General features: G+C 71.6%; 17 protein-coding genes. 10 read left to right on the forward strand and 7 right to left on the reverse strand.

All coding sequences use genetic code 11. The annotated features are described in order from the left end of the window. The first annotated feature begins 472 nt into the window (after nucleotides 1-472). Nucleotides 473-739, forward strand: a complete 267-nt coding sequence (locus ACTVZO_RS01725; RefSeq protein WP_443296598.1) for a hypothetical protein — start codon at nucleotides 473-475, stop codon at nucleotides 737-739. Here the strand turns inward: ACTVZO_RS01725 and ACTVZO_RS01730 are convergent. Continuing rightward, nucleotides 736-1,560 carry a TSUP family transporter gene (locus tag ACTVZO_RS01730; protein WP_443296599.1) on the reverse strand — a complete coding sequence of 275 codons (825 nt, stop codon included), beginning with the start codon at nucleotides 1,558-1,560 and terminating at the stop codon, nucleotides 736-738. The two genes, ACTVZO_RS01725 and ACTVZO_RS01730, sit on opposite strands and share 4 nt — an antisense overlap. A gap of 188 nt (nucleotides 1,561-1,748) precedes the next feature. Here ACTVZO_RS01730 and ACTVZO_RS01735 point away from each other — a divergent pair, with 188 nt between their 5' ends. The 3 genes from ACTVZO_RS01735 (at nucleotide 1,749) to ACTVZO_RS01745 (ending at nucleotide 4,628) form a co-directional block, all read left to right on the forward strand. Next, nucleotides 1,749-2,333, forward strand: coding sequence for a TetR/AcrR family transcriptional regulator (locus ACTVZO_RS01735; protein ID WP_443296600.1), 585 nt, complete (start codon nucleotides 1,749-1,751; stop codon nucleotides 2,331-2,333). 105 nt (nucleotides 2,334-2,438) lie between these two features. Next, nucleotides 2,439-3,833 carry an MFS transporter gene (locus ACTVZO_RS01740; RefSeq protein WP_443296602.1) on the forward strand — a complete coding sequence of 465 codons (1,395 nt, stop codon included), beginning with the start codon at nucleotides 2,439-2,441 and terminating at the stop codon, nucleotides 3,831-3,833. Nucleotides 3,834-3,869: 36 nt separating this feature from the next. Next, nucleotides 3,870-4,628, forward strand: coding sequence for an SDR family NAD(P)-dependent oxidoreductase (locus ACTVZO_RS01745; RefSeq protein ID WP_443296604.1), 759 nt, complete (start codon nucleotides 3,870-3,872; stop codon nucleotides 4,626-4,628). Nucleotides 4,629-4,659: 31 nt separating this feature from the next. Here the strand turns inward: ACTVZO_RS01745 and ACTVZO_RS01750 are convergent, their stop codons facing one another. Next, on the reverse strand, nucleotides 4,660-4,983 hold the full coding sequence (locus tag ACTVZO_RS01750; protein ID WP_443296605.1) for a hypothetical protein: 324 nt from the start codon (nucleotides 4,981-4,983) through the stop codon (nucleotides 4,660-4,662). Between the two features lie 200 nt (nucleotides 4,984-5,183). Here ACTVZO_RS01750 and ACTVZO_RS01755 point away from each other — a divergent pair, with 200 nt between their 5' ends. The 5 genes from ACTVZO_RS01755 (at nucleotide 5,184) to ACTVZO_RS01775 (ending at nucleotide 9,076) form a co-directional block, all read left to right on the forward strand. Beyond that, nucleotides 5,184-5,786, forward strand: coding sequence for an HdeD family acid-resistance protein (locus ACTVZO_RS01755; protein ID WP_443296606.1), 603 nt, complete (start codon nucleotides 5,184-5,186; stop codon nucleotides 5,784-5,786). 76 nt (nucleotides 5,787-5,862) lie between these two features. Continuing rightward, the gene (locus ACTVZO_RS01760; RefSeq protein ID WP_443296607.1) at nucleotides 5,863-7,293 is read left to right on the forward strand and encodes a DUF2252 domain-containing protein; all 1,431 of its coding nucleotides are present in this window, start codon (nucleotides 5,863-5,865) and stop codon (nucleotides 7,291-7,293) included. Nucleotides 7,294-7,454: 161 nt separating this feature from the next. Continuing rightward, nucleotides 7,455-7,697 carry a response regulator transcription factor gene (locus ACTVZO_RS01765; protein ID WP_443296608.1) on the forward strand — a complete coding sequence of 81 codons (243 nt, stop codon included), beginning with the start codon at nucleotides 7,455-7,457 and terminating at the stop codon, nucleotides 7,695-7,697. A 98-nt stretch (nucleotides 7,698-7,795) separates the two neighbouring features. Then, nucleotides 7,796-8,353, forward strand: a complete 558-nt coding sequence (locus ACTVZO_RS01770; RefSeq protein WP_443296609.1) for a hypothetical protein — start codon at nucleotides 7,796-7,798, stop codon at nucleotides 8,351-8,353. A 114-nt stretch (nucleotides 8,354-8,467) separates the two neighbouring features. Continuing rightward, complete coding sequence (locus ACTVZO_RS01775; RefSeq protein WP_443296610.1) at nucleotides 8,468-9,076, forward strand: GPP34 family phosphoprotein; 609 nt, start codon at nucleotides 8,468-8,470, stop codon at nucleotides 9,074-9,076. 231 nt (nucleotides 9,077-9,307) lie between these two features. Here ACTVZO_RS01775 and ACTVZO_RS01780 read toward each other — a convergent pair whose 3' ends face one another. The 3 genes from ACTVZO_RS01780 to ACTVZO_RS01790 form a co-directional block, all read right to left on the reverse strand. Next, the gene (locus ACTVZO_RS01780) at nucleotides 9,308-10,186 is read right to left on the reverse strand and encodes a geranyl diphosphate 2-C-methyltransferase (protein ID WP_443296611.1); all 879 of its coding nucleotides are present in this window, start codon (nucleotides 10,184-10,186) and stop codon (nucleotides 9,308-9,310) included. A 24-nt stretch (nucleotides 10,187-10,210) separates the two neighbouring features. After that, nucleotides 10,211-11,572 (reverse strand): family 2 encapsulin nanocompartment cargo protein terpene cyclase, encoded by a 1,362-nt coding sequence (locus tag ACTVZO_RS01785; protein ID WP_443296612.1) that lies wholly within the window; start codon nucleotides 11,570-11,572, stop codon nucleotides 10,211-10,213. Between the two features lie 247 nt (nucleotides 11,573-11,819). After that, complete coding sequence (locus ACTVZO_RS01790; protein WP_443296613.1) at nucleotides 11,820-13,232, reverse strand: family 2B encapsulin nanocompartment shell protein; 1,413 nt, start codon at nucleotides 13,230-13,232, stop codon at nucleotides 11,820-11,822. Nucleotides 13,233-13,515: 283 nt separating this feature from the next. Here ACTVZO_RS01790 and ACTVZO_RS01795 point away from each other — a divergent pair, with 283 nt between their 5' ends. After that, nucleotides 13,516-13,926, forward strand: coding sequence for a hypothetical protein (locus ACTVZO_RS01795; protein WP_443296614.1), 411 nt, complete (start codon nucleotides 13,516-13,518; stop codon nucleotides 13,924-13,926). Between the two features lie 50 nt (nucleotides 13,927-13,976). Here ACTVZO_RS01795 and ACTVZO_RS01800 read toward each other — a convergent pair whose 3' ends face one another. Together ACTVZO_RS01800 and ACTVZO_RS01805 are read right to left on the reverse strand one after the other, a co-directional pair. Next, a complete protein-coding gene (locus ACTVZO_RS01800; RefSeq protein ID WP_443296615.1) occupies nucleotides 13,977-14,888 on the reverse strand; it encodes an SDR family oxidoreductase in 912 nt (303 codons plus the stop codon). After that, on the reverse strand, nucleotides 14,885-15,499 hold the full coding sequence (locus ACTVZO_RS01805) for a TetR/AcrR family transcriptional regulator (RefSeq protein ID WP_443296616.1): 615 nt from the start codon (nucleotides 15,497-15,499) through the stop codon (nucleotides 14,885-14,887). Before ACTVZO_RS01805 ends, ACTVZO_RS01800 begins: the two co-directional genes overlap by 4 nt. Nucleotides 15,500-15,550: the final 51 nt, after the last annotated feature.

Genomic DNA, 15,550 nt, shown 5'->3' on the forward strand with positions numbered 1-15,550 from the left:
TTCCATCGTCCCCGACTTGTCCTGATTCACTGCACGGGGATCTCCGCATCGTGCCGGATACGGAGAGATCCCCGCGGCAACGCGACGCATAGGTGACCCATTGCTGACCCAGACCAACGACCACGCATCCGATCACACGGAGCCGTCGCTCGTCACAAGTCGCCCCACGCGGCGGGAGTTGGCCGGCACCGCGATCTGGTGCGGCTGCTCCCTGACCGTGCTCGTCGGCGGCGGATGGCTCGCTTCACGGCTGCTGCACCATCACCTCTGGCTGTTCTCGCACTCGTTCCCGACCCCGTAGTCCAGGTCCCGCGTTCGCCTGCGCGCAGGTTCCAGCGGGAGGCGCGGGCCATGACCGTCCTCGCGCATCCGAACGGGGTCACCGTGCACGACACCGGGGAGGAGCCGCGCCCCGACGGGCCGCCAGTGCCGTACTTCGTCTTGGAGCTGCCGAGCAGGTGCGGGGCTGCCGGTGGCCGGGCGCTCGGACTTGTACGCGGTGGGCGTGCTGCTCTTCGAGATGCCGACCGGCCGGGTGCCCTTCGACGGGGACGACGGCCATGTGATCGGCTACCGCCACGTCACGGAGGCGCTTCCCGCCCTGGCCTCGTTCGGGGTCCTCGGTCGGCCCCAGCTGGAGGCCGTGCTTCGGGGAGCGCCGGCTGGGCGCGCCGATGACCATCGCGTTCTGCCTGGTCCTGACCCCGGCCGCCCCGGCCCGCACCCGCCCGGCCCCTAGAACAGGGCCCGCACGGCGTACAGGGCTCCGAGGCCAATGGCGAGGAGGCCGAGGAGCAGGCGCAGGGCCGTCTCGGGGAGGTGGGGCTGGAGGTGGGCGCCGAGGTAGCCGCCGATCAGGCCGCCGACTCCGCAGGCGATGCCCAGCCACCAGTCGGGCGCGATGTCCCCGGCGTGCACCAGGGAGAGCAGGGCGAAGGTGGCGGCGCCGACGACGGAGGTCGCGAACGTCGCGGCCAGTGCGGCCGGCGCCACCCGGGTCACCGGTAGCCCACGGCCCGCGAGTACCGGTCCGAGCAGGGAGCCGCCGCCGATCCCGTAGACCCCGCTGACCACCCCCACCGCCACGGCGAGACCCGTGAGCGCGCGCGGCGACGGCCCGCCGGGGGCGGGGGCCGCGGCCGGGCCGGCCTTGGCCGTGGCGGCCGGAGCCGTGGCGGCCGGGCGCAGCGTACGGGCACACAGCCACAGGCCGAGTGGCAGGAGGAGGGCGGCAATCAGCACGCGGAAGACCGCGGGCCCCGGCAGCACGAAGACCCTGAGGGTGGCTCCGGCGACCACCCCGGGCAGGGTCCCGATCAACAGGTGGCGGGTGAGCGGCGACCAGAGGCTGCCCGCCCGGTGGTAGCGCCACAGGGCACCCGGGCCGGCGACGACGTTGTAGAGGAGGTTCGTCGAGGTGACGGCCGGGTTGGGGACGCCGAACACGCTGAGCTGCACCGGGAGCAGGAACACCGCGCCGGAGACCCCGACCGGAGCGGTCACCAGTGAGATCAGCAACCCGGCTACCAGACCCGCTGCGAGCAGCAGCCACCCGTCCACCGCTGCCCCCGCTCGAAGATCCTCTGGCCAGTATCGGGCCGCTCCGGCCACAGCGGCCTGCCCGCAACGCGATGTTCACGAACGCGGGACCCGGAATCCGCCGGGGTACCGGCACGCCGCCTGCACCCCACACGGTCCCGGCGCAGGATTCTTGACCGGTCGTTCCAGATAGGCCTATGATCTTCAGCATGGCCCGGACCAAGGAATTCGACCCCGACGCCGCGCTGCAGTCAGCCCTCGAGCTGTTCTGGCAGCGCGGTTACGAGGCGACGTCGCTGACGGACCTCGTCGAACACCTGGGCATCGGCCGCGCCAGCCTGTACGCGACCTTCGGCAGCAAGCACGAGCTGTACCTGAAGGCCATGGACCGGTACGCCGAGACGCACAACCCGCCCCTCCTCTCGGAGCTGTCCCAGCCCGGGCCCGCACTGCCCGCGGTCCGGGCACTGGTACGGCGCTTCGCCGCAGAGGCCACTTCCCCGCGAACCCGGCTGAACGGCTGTTTCGTCACCAACACCGCGGCGGAGTTGGGCGCGCACGACGACACCGCGGCCCGCCGGGTCGAGACCAGCTGGGAACATCTCGAAGCCGTGCTGCACTCCGCACTCGTACGGGCCCGCGCCCAGGGCGAGCTGCCCGAGCACCGCGATCCGCACGCGCTGGCCCGCATGCTGCTGGTCCTGCTCCAGGGCGTACGGGTCGTCGGCAAGGCGTCGAGCGACCCCGCCCGGGTACGGGACGCGGCCGAGCAGGCGCTGACCCTGCTGGACTGACCCCGCACCGCACCGCACCGCACCGCACCGACCGCACGCACGGAAGCCACCCGGCTTCCTTTTTCACGCCCGAATACTGGACTGATCAGTCAAGAATGGATGGACATGAAAACGGGGGAAACGACCGCCGTGGACGCCGCCGGCGGTCCCGCCGCACCAGCCCCGGCCTCCGCCACGCGACACCAGGACCGGTACCGGTACGCCTTCGCTCTGCTCGGCGGCGTCCAGGCCGTACTGATCTTCACGCTCGCCGCCATCAACGTGCCGCTGCCGCACATCGGCCGTGAACTCGACCTGGTACGCGCTGACTTGATCCTGCTCAGCGCCGCCTACGGACTGACCTTCGCCGGGCTGCTGCTGTTCGGCGGACGCCTCGCCGACCGCTTCGGCGGCCGACGCGTCCTCACCGCGGGCCTGGCCCTCTTCGCCGCCGCCTCGGCCGCCGCGCCGCTCGCCCCCGGTCTCGGGGCGCTGCTCGCGGCGCGCTTCGCACAGGGCGCGGGGGCGGCGCTGGTCGCGCCGGCGGCCATGGCCGTGCTGCGCGCCGTCTTCCCCTCCTCGGCCGCGTACGGCAAGGCGATGGCCACGTGGGGCGGGCTGTCGGTGCTCGGCGCGACGGCGGGCAACCTGCTGTCCGGCGTCATCTCGTCGGCGCTGTCGTGGCGTTGGACCTTCGCCGTACCGCTCGTGGCGGCGATCGCAGCCCTCGCCCTCACGCCCCGGCTGCTGCCGGACACCGCACCCGACCGGAGCAGGACGCTCGACCTGCCCGGAGCCCTGCTCGCCACCGTCGGGATCACGCTCGCCAGTTGCGGGCTCGTCGTCACCGACGCCCAACCCTGGTCCTCGGCCTGGGTGCTCGTGCCGCTGCTCGCCGGAGCCGCGCTGCTGGCCGCGTTCTGGTACGCCGAGCGCCGGGCTTCCGACCCGCTGCTGCCGCCCCGTTTCCTGCTCGACCGGCGGCGGACCCTCGCCCTCACCGCCATCGCCATGAGCGCCTGCGGCACCGCGATGGCCTTCGTGGTCCTCTCGCTCCACCTCCAGCAGGTGCGCGGCTGGTCGCAGTTGCAGACCTCTGCCGCGTTCGTGCCGTTCGCCGTCACGCTGATCGCCTCGGGCCGCGCGGCGGGCCCCCTCATCGGCCGCTACGGCGCCCGGGCCGTCACGGTCGCCGGACTCGCCACGGGCGCGGCCGGGCTCGCCGTCCTCGCGTTCACCGGACTCGACGCGCACACCCCGTACGCCTACGGACTGCTGCCGGGCCTCCTGCTGCTTCCGGCGGGAACGGCGGCCTCCTTCGCGGGAGGAGCCGTGCTCGCCACCGAAGGCGTTCCGCAGGGGCAGACCGGCCTCGCCGGGGGTGTGCTGAACACCGCGATGGAGTTCGGCCCCACCATCCTCTTCGCCGTCCTGCTCACGCTGGGCAGCGACGCCTCGTCCCTGGGCGCGGCAGGGGCCGCCTTCGCCCTCGTCGCCCTCCTGAACCACTGCACGAAGTAGCCCGTCGCAACCCGTCACTCAAGGAAGTCACCGAAAATGAACCGCTTCACCGGCAAGACCGCCCTCGTCACCGGCGCGGGCTCGGGCCTCGGCCGCGCGATCGCACTCGCCTTCGCCGCCGAGGGCGCATCCGTGGTCGTCGCGGGACGCACCGCCGCCTCCCTCGACGAGACGGTCGGTCTCATCGAGGCCGCCCACGGCACGGCCGCCGCCGTCACGGCCGACGTCACCGACGCCGGTCAGCTCGGGAACCTCGTACGCGAGAGCGTCAACCGCTTCGGCACCCTCGACATCGCGGTCAACAACGCCGGGATACTCCGCGGCACCGTACCCGTCGACGAGGTGAGCGAGGAGGACTGGGACGCGGTGCTGCGGACGAACGTCACCGGTGTCTGGCTGGCCATGAAGCACGAGATCGCCCATATGAAGGCCAACGGCGGCGGCACCATCGTCAACATCTCCTCGAACCTGGGCGCACACCAGCGGATCCCGAACGCCGCCGCGTACATCACCTCGAAGGCGGCGGTCACGGCCCTGACCCGCGCAGCCGCTCTCGACCACATCCACCAGGGGATCCGCATCAACGCGGTCAGCCCGGGCGCCTCCGCCGCACCGATGTCGCTGCGGCCGGGCGAGACCGAGGCCGACCGCGCGGAGCGGGTGAGGAGCGAGAACCCCCTCGGCCGCGTGGCCGAGGCCGAGGAGGTGGCCGCGGCGGTGCTCTACCTCGCCTCCCCCGCGGCCGGCTCGGTGGTCGGCGCCGACCTGGTCATCGACAGCGGATCATCGGCCTGACGGTTCACGGACCACGGGCGGGGGGCCGGGGTCAGCAGGTGACGACCTTGCCGTAGGAACCGCGGCCCCAGTTCCACTCCCACTGCTCCCCCTTCTGATACGTCAGGCAGCGGGAGTCGGGGCCCCGGTCGATGACCACCTTCAGGTGCATCGCCTGGTCACAGGTGTTGGTGACCTTCACGTACTTCTGGTGCTTCACGACGTCCCGTTTGACGCAGGCCGGTGCGGTGTTCGCGGCGTGGGCACTGACGGGGGTGACGAGGAGCGGGACGAGGGCCGCGGCGGCGACGAGGACCGCCGTGCGCAGGGCCGTCCGTACGGCAGTGCGCCTGATGTCGTCCTTGGTATGGATCATGAGGCCACAACTACAGGCAACCGCCGACCGCCCGACAGGGCTCCCCGGGCGAACCCCCCGAACGAGGTACGCACGGCCCCGCGAGGTCCGCGGAACCCGGCCGGAGCGGCGAGCCACACCGCACCGGCCTAAACTGGAGCCGCAGCCAGGCAGGCACGTCGGGTGGCCCGGAAGTGCCCCTGGCCGGCCCGGGAGGCGTGATGACCGTACCCTCCAGCCCAGCGCCCCAGCACGCGCAGAGTGACCCCGAGGACGTGCTCAGGCAGCTCGGCGGCTCGTGGCAGTGGGCGCTCGGCTTCGCCCTCGCGACCCTGATCCCCGGCATCCTGGTGCTCGTCTGGCCGGACGAGACGCTGCACGTCCTGGCCGTGATCATCGGCCTGCAGCTGCTGGTGGCCGGCGGCTTCCGGTTCGTCACGGCGTTCTCGCACAGCAGCGAAGGGGGCGGCAGCAGGCTGGCGGGGGTTCTGATCGCCATGCTCGCGTTCCTGGCGGGCGTGCTGGTCCTGCGGCACCCGATGCAGACGATCGGTGCGCTGTCCCTGGTCGTCGGGGTGTTCTGGCTGCTGACGGGAGTGCTGACCGCGTACGTCGCGATCGCCGACCGCGCGCTCCTTCACCGCGGGCTGCTCTTCGCGCTGGGCGCCCTGGGCGCCGTCGCCGGAATCGTCGTGCTCAGCTTCCCGGTGGACTCCGCGGTCGCCCTGACACGTCTGCTGGGCCTGTGGCTCGTCCTCCTCGGCGTATTCGAAGTGGTGATGGCCCTCGCCCTGCGCTCGGCCACCCGTCAGGTCCGCCGGTGACGACGCGGGGGGATCCCGCTCTCCGCTCCCCGCTCCCCGCTCCCCCGCAACCGCACCGCCAGCCAGGAGGGCATCGATGTCCCGCACCTCGACCACCGCGATGCGAGCCGTGCCCCACAGCACCCCCGCGGAGCGCGCGGCCCGCGGCAAGGAGGCCCGGAGCCGCTCGCCCCGGTCGCGGCACGCGGTGTACCGGCCGTCTCCGGACAGACCTGACCCGCTGGCGCTGCTGGAGGCGCAGTCCGCGGCGCGGGTACCGGAGCTGGTACCGATCCGCTACGGCAGGATGTCGGAGTCTCCCTTCCGGTTCTACCGGGGAGCCGCCGCGATCATGGCCTCCGACCTGGCCGCCACCCCGGACTCCGGGATCACCGCCCAGCTGTGCGGGGACGCGCACCTGCTGAACTTCCGGCTGCTGGCGTCCCCGGAGCGGCGGCTGATGTTCGACATCAACGACTTCGACGAAACACTGCCCGGCCCCTGGGAGTGGGACGTCAAACGCCTGTCGGCGAGCCTTGTCATCGCGGGCCGGGCGAACGGCTTCGACGACGCCGAGCGCGCGCACATCGTGAGCTCGGGCGTGCGCTCGTACCGCGAGGCGATGCGCGGTTTCGCCGGGATGGGGAACCTCGACGTCTGGTACGCGAAGATCGACTCGGACCGCCTGGAGGCCCTGGCCGCCGATCAGCTCGACGCGAGCGGGCGCAAGAAGCTGGCCGGCGCACTGGCGAAGGCCCGCACGCGTGACTCCCTGCAGGCCTTCGGGAAACTCACGGAGCTGGTCGGGGGGCGACCGAGAATCGCGGCGGACGCTCCGCTGCTCGTGCCGATCGCGGACCTGCTGCCGGACGTCGAGCGCAGCGCGCTCGAAGACCGGTTCCGGCAGCTGCTCGATCGCTACGGCCGGACGATGGCGAGCGACCGGCGGGCACTCCTGGAGGACTACCGGCTGGTGGACATGGCCCGCAAGGTGGTCGGCGTGGGCAGTGTCGGTACGCGCTGCTGGATCTTGCTGCTGCTCGGCCGTGACGGCAGGGACCCGCTCCTCCTGCAGGCCAAGGAGGCCGACACCTCCGTGCTCGCGACCCACGTGGGCGCGAGTCGGTACGACAATCAGGGCGAGCGCGTGGTCTCGGGCCAGCGGCTGATGCAGGCGGCCAGCGACATCTTCCTCGGCTGGGAACGGCTGGAGGGGCTCGACGGCGTGCGGCGCGACTTCTACATCCGCCAGCTGCGCGACTGGAAGGGGATCGCCATGCCGGAAACGATGTCGCCCAGGCTGCTGAAGACGTTCGGCGAGGTGTGCGGCATCACCCTGGCCCGGGCCCACGCGCGGTCGGGCGACCGGATCGCGATCGCCGCCTACCTCGGCCGCGGCGAGACGTTCGACCGGGCGCTGGTCGCCTTCGCCGAGGCCTATGCCGACCAGAACGAGCGCGACCATCAGGCCCTGGTGGACGCGATCCGCGCGGAACGGCTGCCCGCCCGAGCAGTTCCGGCCACCTGACCAGGCCTTTCGGCCCTTGTCACACGCCTGTGACAGTCGGCGGACACGCTCGCGACGTGGCCCAGTCAATCTCTTAACAACAGGCAAAACCGGGCATTCAGCCCATCTGCTTTCGAGGGCGCGAGCAGTGATGACCCAGCCGATCCGGCGGAGGAAATCCCATGAGCCTCACCCTCACCACCCCCCACACCCTGACCCCCGTCCCCACCGCCACCGCCACGCTGGCCCCGCGCGAGCAGGAAGCCCTGCGCCACATCGCCGCCGGCCGCACCTACCTCCAGACCGCCCGCACCATGGGCCTGTCCAAGCACACCGTCGACGCCTACCTCCGCCGCATCCGCGCCAAGCTGGGCATCAACACCACGGCGGAGATGACCCGTCTGGCCGTCTCCCTGGGGCTGTGACCTCCAGCCACCCCTGCATCACGTCACGTAACCGTCGTACCGCCGCCGACGATCACCCCGGCGTCGGAACGCGAACCGTCCCGCACTACGCTGCGGCCATGGTGACCCCCTCCCGCCCCGAGCGTGCGCGCCGCGTCGCGCTGGCCGCGGCCGCCACCGCGGTCGCGGCCCTCGCCGTCTGGCTGTACCAGGACCGGACGCCGCAGGGCGACTTCTCCGCCGATCCGCGCCCCTGCTCGCTCGTGTCGGCGGGGACGGCCGGACGGCTGCTGGACGGGCCGGCGGACGGGGTGCAGGCGAAGTCGTCCTGCGACTGGGCGGCGCCCGGCGCCGACAAGGGCGCTCAGCCCGTCCTTCAGGTGCAGGTGACCCGGATGAGGGTGCCGGAGGCCCGGGCCGGCTTCCAGCGCACGAGGCAGGAGTCACACGGGAAGATGGGCCCGAACGGGACGGACCTGTCGGACTTCGGCGACGAGGCCTTCTCCCGCATGCGGTATCCCAGCGGGGGCCGGATGGTCGAAGAGGTCTACTTCCGGCTGAGCAACGTCATTGTCGCGGTCCGGCACGCACCGCTCGACGGAGACTTCGACCGGGCCCGGGCGGGTGCCTACGACGTGGCCGCGGAGGCGGCGGACCGGCTCGGCAAGGGCCACTGACGGGCTGACGGATGAGCGGCTGAAGCCGTCGGACCGGATCTCCAGGAGCGATACTTGGCCGGGACCCCGCGCCGCGACGGGACGCGGGATCGGCCGACGACGAGGGAGCCGTACATGACCACGGCGCAAGACCTGCTCACCATTGCCCTGGAACCCCAGCCGGAGCGCTCCGTGGGACAGGGCGACCTGTCCCTGTCCCTCGCGGGCGCCGAACTGATCGACCTCCTCCGTGCGCAGGCCATCGACCTGGACGGCGATCTCATCGTGCCGGGCCCGCAGCAGGCCATGGAAGACCCGTCGCTCGACGCGGCGGCCGCGGCGCTCCTTCGGCAGCTGCCGTTCGAACAGGTCGAGGACTGGCTGTGGCGCAGGGGCCGCGATCTGGCAGCCGCTTACCAGACCTCGTTCGAGGAGGACGGACTGCTGACGCGTGCGCGGCGCGGCCGCCTGAGCCTCGGGGCCGAGCGCATGGAGCTCGCCGACACGCCTGCCCGGCGCCTTGCGCGGACACGCTGGGAGGAGGGCGAACCCGTCCTGGCGGCCCTCGCCGCGGCCGTCGGCATCCACCGGGGCGAGGGTCCCCGCGACGACGCCGACCCGGGCAGCGAAGCGGTGACGACCGTGCTGGCCGCCGTCAACGACGCGGTGATGGAGCTGGAAGCGGTGCGCCAGCGGCGCACGATCGAGAACTCGGCCTTCGCCAACGTGTGGCGGGTGCCGTAGGCACGAGACGCCACGTCCCGTCAGGGAGTACTCGACCGCCGGCGGCACTTCGCGATCCATCGCGGCATCGGGTCCCGGGCTCGGGGCCATGGGGAACGCTCTCGCGGGCGCCTTGGTGAACGCCGGGTACGCGACGACGCAGCGAGCATCGGGCAACCGGCCTGAGCCCCCCTGGCCCGGCTTCTGTCCGTTCGCGGACGGAAGCCGGGCGGCCGGGACGGCCTGGTCCGGTCAGACGCGGTCGGCTGCGATCAGGACGTACTGGAAGGAGCCGTCCTTATAGGAGTTGATGAACGCCTCCTCGATGCCCGTGACCAGCGAGGACGTGGCCCGCAGCTCCCAGTAGGGCAGGGTTTCGGGAGTCAGGTCGATGACGGCCTGCGGTACGAGTCGGTTGTCGGCCATCGCGCGCAGGTACTCCCGCCGGGAGTGGATGTTGCACTCGAAGTGGGCGTTGATCTGGGAGACCCACTTCGAGGGCTGGCCGTAACGCGGGTTCCAGCAGCCCGTGATGGTCACGTAGCGGCCGCCGACCGCGAGGATGCGGGAGTGCTCGGCGAAGAGGTCGTGCAGGTCGACGTACATGCTCGACTCGTTGTTCCACGAGGCCGCGGCCCGCCCGGTCTCGAAGGGCGTGCCGAGCATGTTGCAGACGCGGGCGCGCACCCGGTCGTCGATGCCGAGGTCGCGGGCACGCTGGTTGGCGAAGTCGGCCTGCTTCGCCGAGAGGGTCACGCCCTCGACCCTGCTCCCGAAGCGCTGGTGGGCCATGACCATCGAGCCGCCGCGGCCGCAGCCGGCGTCCACGAGGGTGTCGCCCGGCCCGACGGGGCCGAGGTGGTCCAGCAGGACTTCGGCCTGTGCCGATTCGAGGCGGTGGAGTTCGGCGATCAGCCGCTGCTCGTACCCGCTGTCGTCCGGCTTGCCGAGCGCGGAGTGGTCGACTTCGCCGATGCCGTAGTGGTGGTGATAGAGGCCGTCCACGTCACCGAGACGCAGGTTCACGGGCCTGGCCTCGTGGTCCCAGTAGCGGGCGATGTCCCCCTGGTAGGCAGTCGCCGGGGAGGGGATAAAGACGGAGGTAGTGGTGGTGAGGTCAACATCGGTCATGGATAGTCCCATCTTTGGCAGGCTCTACCAGAAATCGGGCAGGCTGTAGCGGTAGGTGTTGGTCTGGTGCCAGTAGTGGTTGCCGTCGACCCAAGCGGCCACTCCTCGCAGGAAGCGCAGCACGCTCGGGACGGGGCAGGCGAGGGCCAGGGCGGCGGCTTCGGTCTCGAAGCCGTGCATGAGGTCGTTGTGGACCTCGACCGCCTTCAGGTAGGCATCCCGGTCGGAGATGCCCTCGCGGTCGGCGATCACCACGGGCAGATTCAGGTGCCTGCCCGGACTGGCGAGTTCCTTGGTGTAGGAGTACAGGTCGTTGACGATGGTGGTGGCGTTCGCGGCGAGCGCGATGACCCGTTGCATGGCGGGCAGTGCGTGGAGGTCGGCCGGGAGTTCGTAGCCGCCGACGGTGTCGGTGATGGTGGGACAGGGGCGGAAGTTGTTGAACTGGCGCATCGCCAGGTACTCCCACACCTCCGGGACGTGGTCCGTCTCGGCCCAGGCCGCCTCGGCCAGATATCCCAGGTGCAGCCGGGCCATGTCGTGCCGGAACCGGTCGGCCTGGGAGGGCGAGGACTGCCGGACGAAGTACTCCATGGCGGAGCGGTAGGCGCGCCGGGGGGCGTCCGAGTGGAGCGACTCCGCCCAGTGCGGCTGGTACTCCTCCGTGGTGTGGAGGGGGTCCAGGGCGGTGTGGGCCAGCAGGAGCCGTCCGCCCAGACCGATGGGCGAGCCGCCGTGGTCCTCGCAGTAGCAGTCGTCGACGGCGTTCTCGGCGACCATCAGCCGCGTGGCGAGCATCAGGTGCTCGACGGTGGGGGCGTCCGGATGGCAGGCGACCATGTAGCGCCCGACGGAGAAGCCGTCGAACTGCTCCTCCCACTCCTCCGGGTACAGCTCGACCTCCTCCAGCGCCCAGGCCTTGATCCTGCGGCTGACCTCCTCCACCCGCGCGGGATCGGGCTCGGCCACCGGGTGGTGGTAGAGGCCCGGGACCGGATTGCCGGGCACCGTTGGCGAGGGTGCCGACTCCGCCACGGGCTCGGCTTCCCGGTCCTCCGTCAGGTACAGCCCGGCCGTGCCCAGCCCGCTCGGGCCGCGCAGGATCCGGTCGAGGACACCCGGATCACCGAAGGAGTCGGCGCCGCCCGCGGGGGCCCGTACCGGGACCGGTACGTCCGCGGGTACGACGGCTCCCGCGGCGATGCCGGGGACGGCAGGCACGCCGGGCAGGTCGGGCAGGTCGGGCATGGCGGGCATGGCGGGCATGGCGGGCATGGCATCGAGGTCGGCGGTTGCGTGGGCCTGGGCGTTCGCGAGGACGTAGGCCCCGAAGTGAGCGGCAGCGGAAGGCAGGCCCGATTGAGGGATGAGCCCGGGGTCGGGCATCCGTAACTCCTTGTGAGGTGGGTCGGCTGTCTGGGGTCCCGGGCATGCCCGACCGGTGGCATGCCCGCCCGGTCCGGAAGCCCCGGGGAGGCCGATGCCCCGGGAGGCCCGAGCCTGGGGAGCGCCCCGCGGCGGCCCGGTCCGCCGCGGGCCGGGGCAAGCGGGCGCGGGCAAGCGGGCGGTGGGCAAGCGGGCGGTGGGCACGGGGCAAGCGGACGTTGGGCAGCGGGCAGCGGGCAGGGAGCCGTCAGTCGCGCCTGCGCCCGATCTGTACGTTCTCCAGCACGCCGAGTGCGTCGGGCACCAGGATCGCGGCGGAGTAGTAGGTGGTGACCAGGTAGGAGATGATCGACCGTTCGTCGATGCCCATGAAACGCACCGACAGGCCCGGCTCGTACTCCTCCGGCAGCCCCGTCTGACGCAGACCGATGACGCCCTGGTTCTCCTCGCCGGTGCGCATGACGAGGATCGAGCTGGTGTTCTCCTTGGTGATGGGGATCTTGCTGCACGGCAGGATGGGGACCCCGCGCCAGGCCGGGACCTGCTGCCCGCCGAGGTCGACGTGGTCCGGGTAGAGTCCGCGGGCGTTGAACTCCCGCCCCATCGCCGCGATCGCCCTGGGGTGGGCCAGGAAGAACTTGGATCCGCGCCGGCGGCAGAGCAGCTCGTCCAGGTCGTCCGGGGTGGGCGGGCCCGAGTGGGTCTGGATGCGCTGCTTGTAGGCGGCGTTGTGGAGCAGGCCGAACTCGCGGTTGTTGATCAGCTCGTGCTCCTGGCGCTCGCGCAGCGCCTCGATGGTGAGCCGGAGTTGCTCCTTGGTCTGGTTCATCGGTTCGTTGTAGAGGTCGGCGACCCTCGTGTGGACCCGCAGCACGGTCTGCGCGAGGGAGAGTTCGTACTCCCGCGGGTTGAGTTCGTAGTCGACGTAGGTTCCGGGCAGCTCGGGCTCGCCGCTGTGTCCGGCGGACATCGCGATCTCCGCCTCGCCGTGCTTGTTCTGCCGCTGGAGGGGAAGCGCGCTGAACTCCCGGATGTGGGCCTGGAGGCCCGGCGCCGTGGACACCACGGCAGCGAAATCGGCACGGGAGAGGGTGAGCAGGGTGCCCGAGGTCTCGGCGGTGGCCGTGTAGTCCCACGTGGCGTCCGCGTCCAGCAGGGTGTTCTCGCCGAACTGATCGCCGTCGGCCAGTACCGCGACCGCGACCTCGTCCCCGTACTTGCCCACGGTGGTCTGGCTGATCCGGCCGTGGGCGATCAGGTGGATCCGCTCGGCGGCGGTACCGCGCTCCGCGAGCACCTCGCCGGCACGGAAGTCCTGCTGTACGCACCGGATGGCGAGCGCGGTGAGCACCTCGAGGTCGTCGAAACCCTTCAGCAGGGCCAGTTCGCCGAGTTCGCGGGGGATCACCCGGACACTGGCGCCGTCCTGGACGAATTCGACGCGCCCGTCGCCGACGGTGTAGCTCAGCCGGCGGTTCACCCGGTAGGTGCCGCCCTTCGTCTCCACCCACGGGAGGACCCGCAGCAGCCAGCGGGAGGTGATCTCCTGCATCTGTGGGGCGGACTTGGTCGTCGTGGCGAGGTTCCGCGCGGCCGCGGTTCCCAGACTCGACTGCCGAGGTGACTCCAGCTGCTCTTCCCGGCCGGTGTCAACGGTCATCGACGACTTCTCCTTCGCAAGGGCGGCGATCGGTGTACGCGCGATCTTCGACCAACGACGAATACGAACAAATATCCGGGAATAGGTCCAGATCCGTTGAGAACCGTATCCGGCGATGCGCATGTGACCCGGTGCGGCCGGTGGGATTACCTCGATGAGGTGATCTTGCCGCGTGGGGAGTTTGTCGGGGCCTCTGACGGTTCGCCGAGGTGAGGCGGTACTCAGGGGCGGGTGAGTACGTGCGCTCTGCCGCGGCACCGGGGTGGGACGTGACGATGGGGACATGCGCCACACACCGTCGAAACTCGTCCCCCTCGCGCTGGTCCTCATACCGATCGCGGCATGGGCCGCATGGCTGGGCTGGGACCAGCACCGTGACGTCCACCCCGACGGTTCGGTGACCGGTCCGTACGAGACCTGGCAGGTGATCGGGCTGCTGTTGAGCCTGCTGCCGGCGGTGTACTGGGCGGCCTCGCGGGGCCGTACCGCGCAGGCGGCGCTCTGCACCACGGCCGGTCTGACCGGCGCCGCCGCCTACGACTGGTCGGACGACTCCAGCGGCCTCTTCATGGTCGGTGTGGTCATGGTGATGGCGGCGAGCCTCGCGGTGACCTTCGCCCTCTCCGCCCTGATCAGATCCATGACGCGGTCCGGGCGCCGAGACGGCCCGAGGCCGCCCGGGCCCGGAGCCTGACACCACCGCCGCCACCGCGCCGGATGTCCCGCAATCTTGCCGGCGCCGGGCTACAGCGGGTCTCCCAGGGGCCCGTACTCCCCTTGCAGGTTCTCGGCCCAGTGCGCGGCGAAGTCCGGTTGCGTCCCGTCGGCGTCGGTGAAGCCGTATTCGCGGTACAGGCCCCAAGTGGCCAGGGCACGTCCGGTCTTGGCCATGACCTCGGGGTCGGCGGCCAGCGCGGCGACGGCCCGGCCGAGGTAGGCCGGGGTCTCCGAGTGGGCGAAGTCGGGGTCCCGGGCCACGCCGTCGCGCCAGTTGGCCTCGGTGACACCGAAGAGTTCCAGCATGGCCTCCGAGCGCAGGAAGCCGGGCGTGATGGCGACGGCCGCGACGCCGTGGGGCCTCAGCTCGGCGGCCTGGGCGACGGCGAGGCGGATGACCGCGGACTTCGCCAGATCGTAGAAGAACGTACCGCGGTAGCGGGCGGTGTTGCCGTCGGTGACCTCCACGACCAGGCCGCTCTTGCGGGCGACCATCAGGGGCAGCGCGAACCGGCTCGTGATGATGTGGGTCTCCACCGCCTGCCGCAACAGCCTCAGGCCGGTGTCCAGTTCCTGCTCCCACAAGGGGTGTTCCCAGTCGGTCAACGGGTCTCCGCCCCATACGGAGTTGACCAGGACGTCGAGCCGTCCGCCCTGCTCGGCGGCGATCCTGTCGACGAGGGCGCGGACCTCGTCGGGGCGGCTGTGGTCGGTGCGGGCGGGGATGCCCAGCCCGCCCGCCGCGGTGACCTGCTCGGCCGTCTGCTCGATGGTTTCCGGGCGGTCCAGATCGGAGCGTCCGCCCGTGCTGCTGCGGCCGCTGACGTACACCGTGGCACCGGCGGCGCCGAGTTCGACGGCGATGCCCCGGCCGCCGCCCCGGGTACCGCCCGCGACCAGGGCCACCGTCCCGGCCAGCGGGCGTGTGCGGGTCGTCATGATTCCTCCAGGTCGTGGCCGCGCCGGGGCGGCAGGTACGGGGACAGCACCGCGCCGAGCTCCTGCCGGAGCCGCTGTTCGAGGGTGCCCTGGCGTTCGAGCGCCCAGGTCAGGCCCGCACCGGCGATGACCGCCTGCACCGTGCGGGCCAGTGCCACGGAGTCCGTCCCGGCGCGGAGCTCGCCCGCCCCGGCCGCCTCCGCCAGCAGCTCCTCGACGCCCTGCCGCTGAGTACGGTGAACGGCGAGGGCCCGCTCGTAGAGCTGCGGGTCGACGAGGTCCGTGCACAGGAACGCCAGATGATGGGCGAAGCTCTCCGGAGTGGCCATCGCGGCCACCGATTCCACCGTCAGCGCGGCCAGGGCCGCGAGCGCCGAGTCGTACGACTGGCGCACTCGCCCCGTCATCTCGCCCGCGTCCTTCTCCGACTGGTCGGCGAGCGCCAGCAGCAGACCGCGCTTGGACCCGAACCGCTGCACGAGGGTTCCGGGCACCAACCCGACCTCGCCCGCCACGGCGGCCAACGTCAGCCCTCCTGGCCCGACCCGGCCCATGACCCGCGCCGCCGCTCGCAGGATCACCTCGTCCTCGACCCGTCGGGGACGACCCATCGCCACCCTCCCCCATTAATAAATGCTCGTTCATTCATTAAACCCCGCAGG

The organism is Streptomyces sp. IBSNAI002 (genome assembly GCF_052244475.1).
In the GTDB taxonomy this organism is placed as follows: domain Bacteria; phylum Actinomycetota; class Actinomycetes; order Streptomycetales; family Streptomycetaceae; genus Streptomyces.

What these genes read in the sequence shown, in the direction of transcription:
- ACTVZO_RS01800 (WP_443296615.1), bottom strand. Translation starts at nt 14,888, where the DNA reads ATGACGACCCGCACACGCCCGCTGGCCGGGACGGTGGCCCTGGTCGCG.
- ACTVZO_RS01760 (WP_443296607.1), top strand. Translation starts at nt 5,863, where the DNA reads ATGTCCCGCACCTCGACCACCGCGATGCGAGCCGTGCCCCACAGCACC.
- ACTVZO_RS01805 (WP_443296616.1), bottom strand. Translation starts at nt 15,499, where the DNA reads ATGGGTCGTCCCCGACGGGTCGAGGACGAGGTGATCCTGCGAGCGGCG.
- ACTVZO_RS01765 (WP_443296608.1), top strand. Translation starts at nt 7,455, where the DNA reads ATGAGCCTCACCCTCACCACCCCCCACACCCTGACCCCCGTCCCCACC.
- ACTVZO_RS01790 (WP_443296613.1), bottom strand. Translation starts at nt 13,232, where the DNA reads ATGACCGTTGACACCGGCCGGGAAGAGCAGCTGGAGTCACCTCGGCAG.
- ACTVZO_RS01745 (WP_443296604.1), top strand. Translation starts at nt 3,870, where the DNA reads ATGAACCGCTTCACCGGCAAGACCGCCCTCGTCACCGGCGCGGGCTCG.
- ACTVZO_RS01740 (WP_443296602.1), top strand. Translation starts at nt 2,439, where the DNA reads ATGAAAACGGGGGAAACGACCGCCGTGGACGCCGCCGGCGGTCCCGCC.
- ACTVZO_RS01770 (WP_443296609.1), top strand. Translation starts at nt 7,796, where the DNA reads ATGGTGACCCCCTCCCGCCCCGAGCGTGCGCGCCGCGTCGCGCTGGCC.
- ACTVZO_RS01775 (WP_443296610.1), top strand. Translation starts at nt 8,468, where the DNA reads ATGACCACGGCGCAAGACCTGCTCACCATTGCCCTGGAACCCCAGCCG.
- ACTVZO_RS01795 (WP_443296614.1), top strand. Translation starts at nt 13,516, where the DNA reads ATGCGCCACACACCGTCGAAACTCGTCCCCCTCGCGCTGGTCCTCATA.
- ACTVZO_RS01785 (WP_443296612.1), bottom strand. Translation starts at nt 11,572, where the DNA reads ATGCCCGACCCCGGGCTCATCCCTCAATCGGGCCTGCCTTCCGCTGCC.
- ACTVZO_RS01755 (WP_443296606.1), top strand. Translation starts at nt 5,184, where the DNA reads ATGACCGTACCCTCCAGCCCAGCGCCCCAGCACGCGCAGAGTGACCCC.
- ACTVZO_RS01735 (WP_443296600.1), top strand. Translation starts at nt 1,749, where the DNA reads ATGGCCCGGACCAAGGAATTCGACCCCGACGCCGCGCTGCAGTCAGCC.
- ACTVZO_RS01750 (WP_443296605.1), bottom strand. Translation starts at nt 4,983, where the DNA reads ATGATCCATACCAAGGACGACATCAGGCGCACTGCCGTACGGACGGCC.
- ACTVZO_RS01780 (WP_443296611.1), bottom strand. Translation starts at nt 10,186, where the DNA reads ATGACCGATGTTGACCTCACCACCACTACCTCCGTCTTTATCCCCTCC.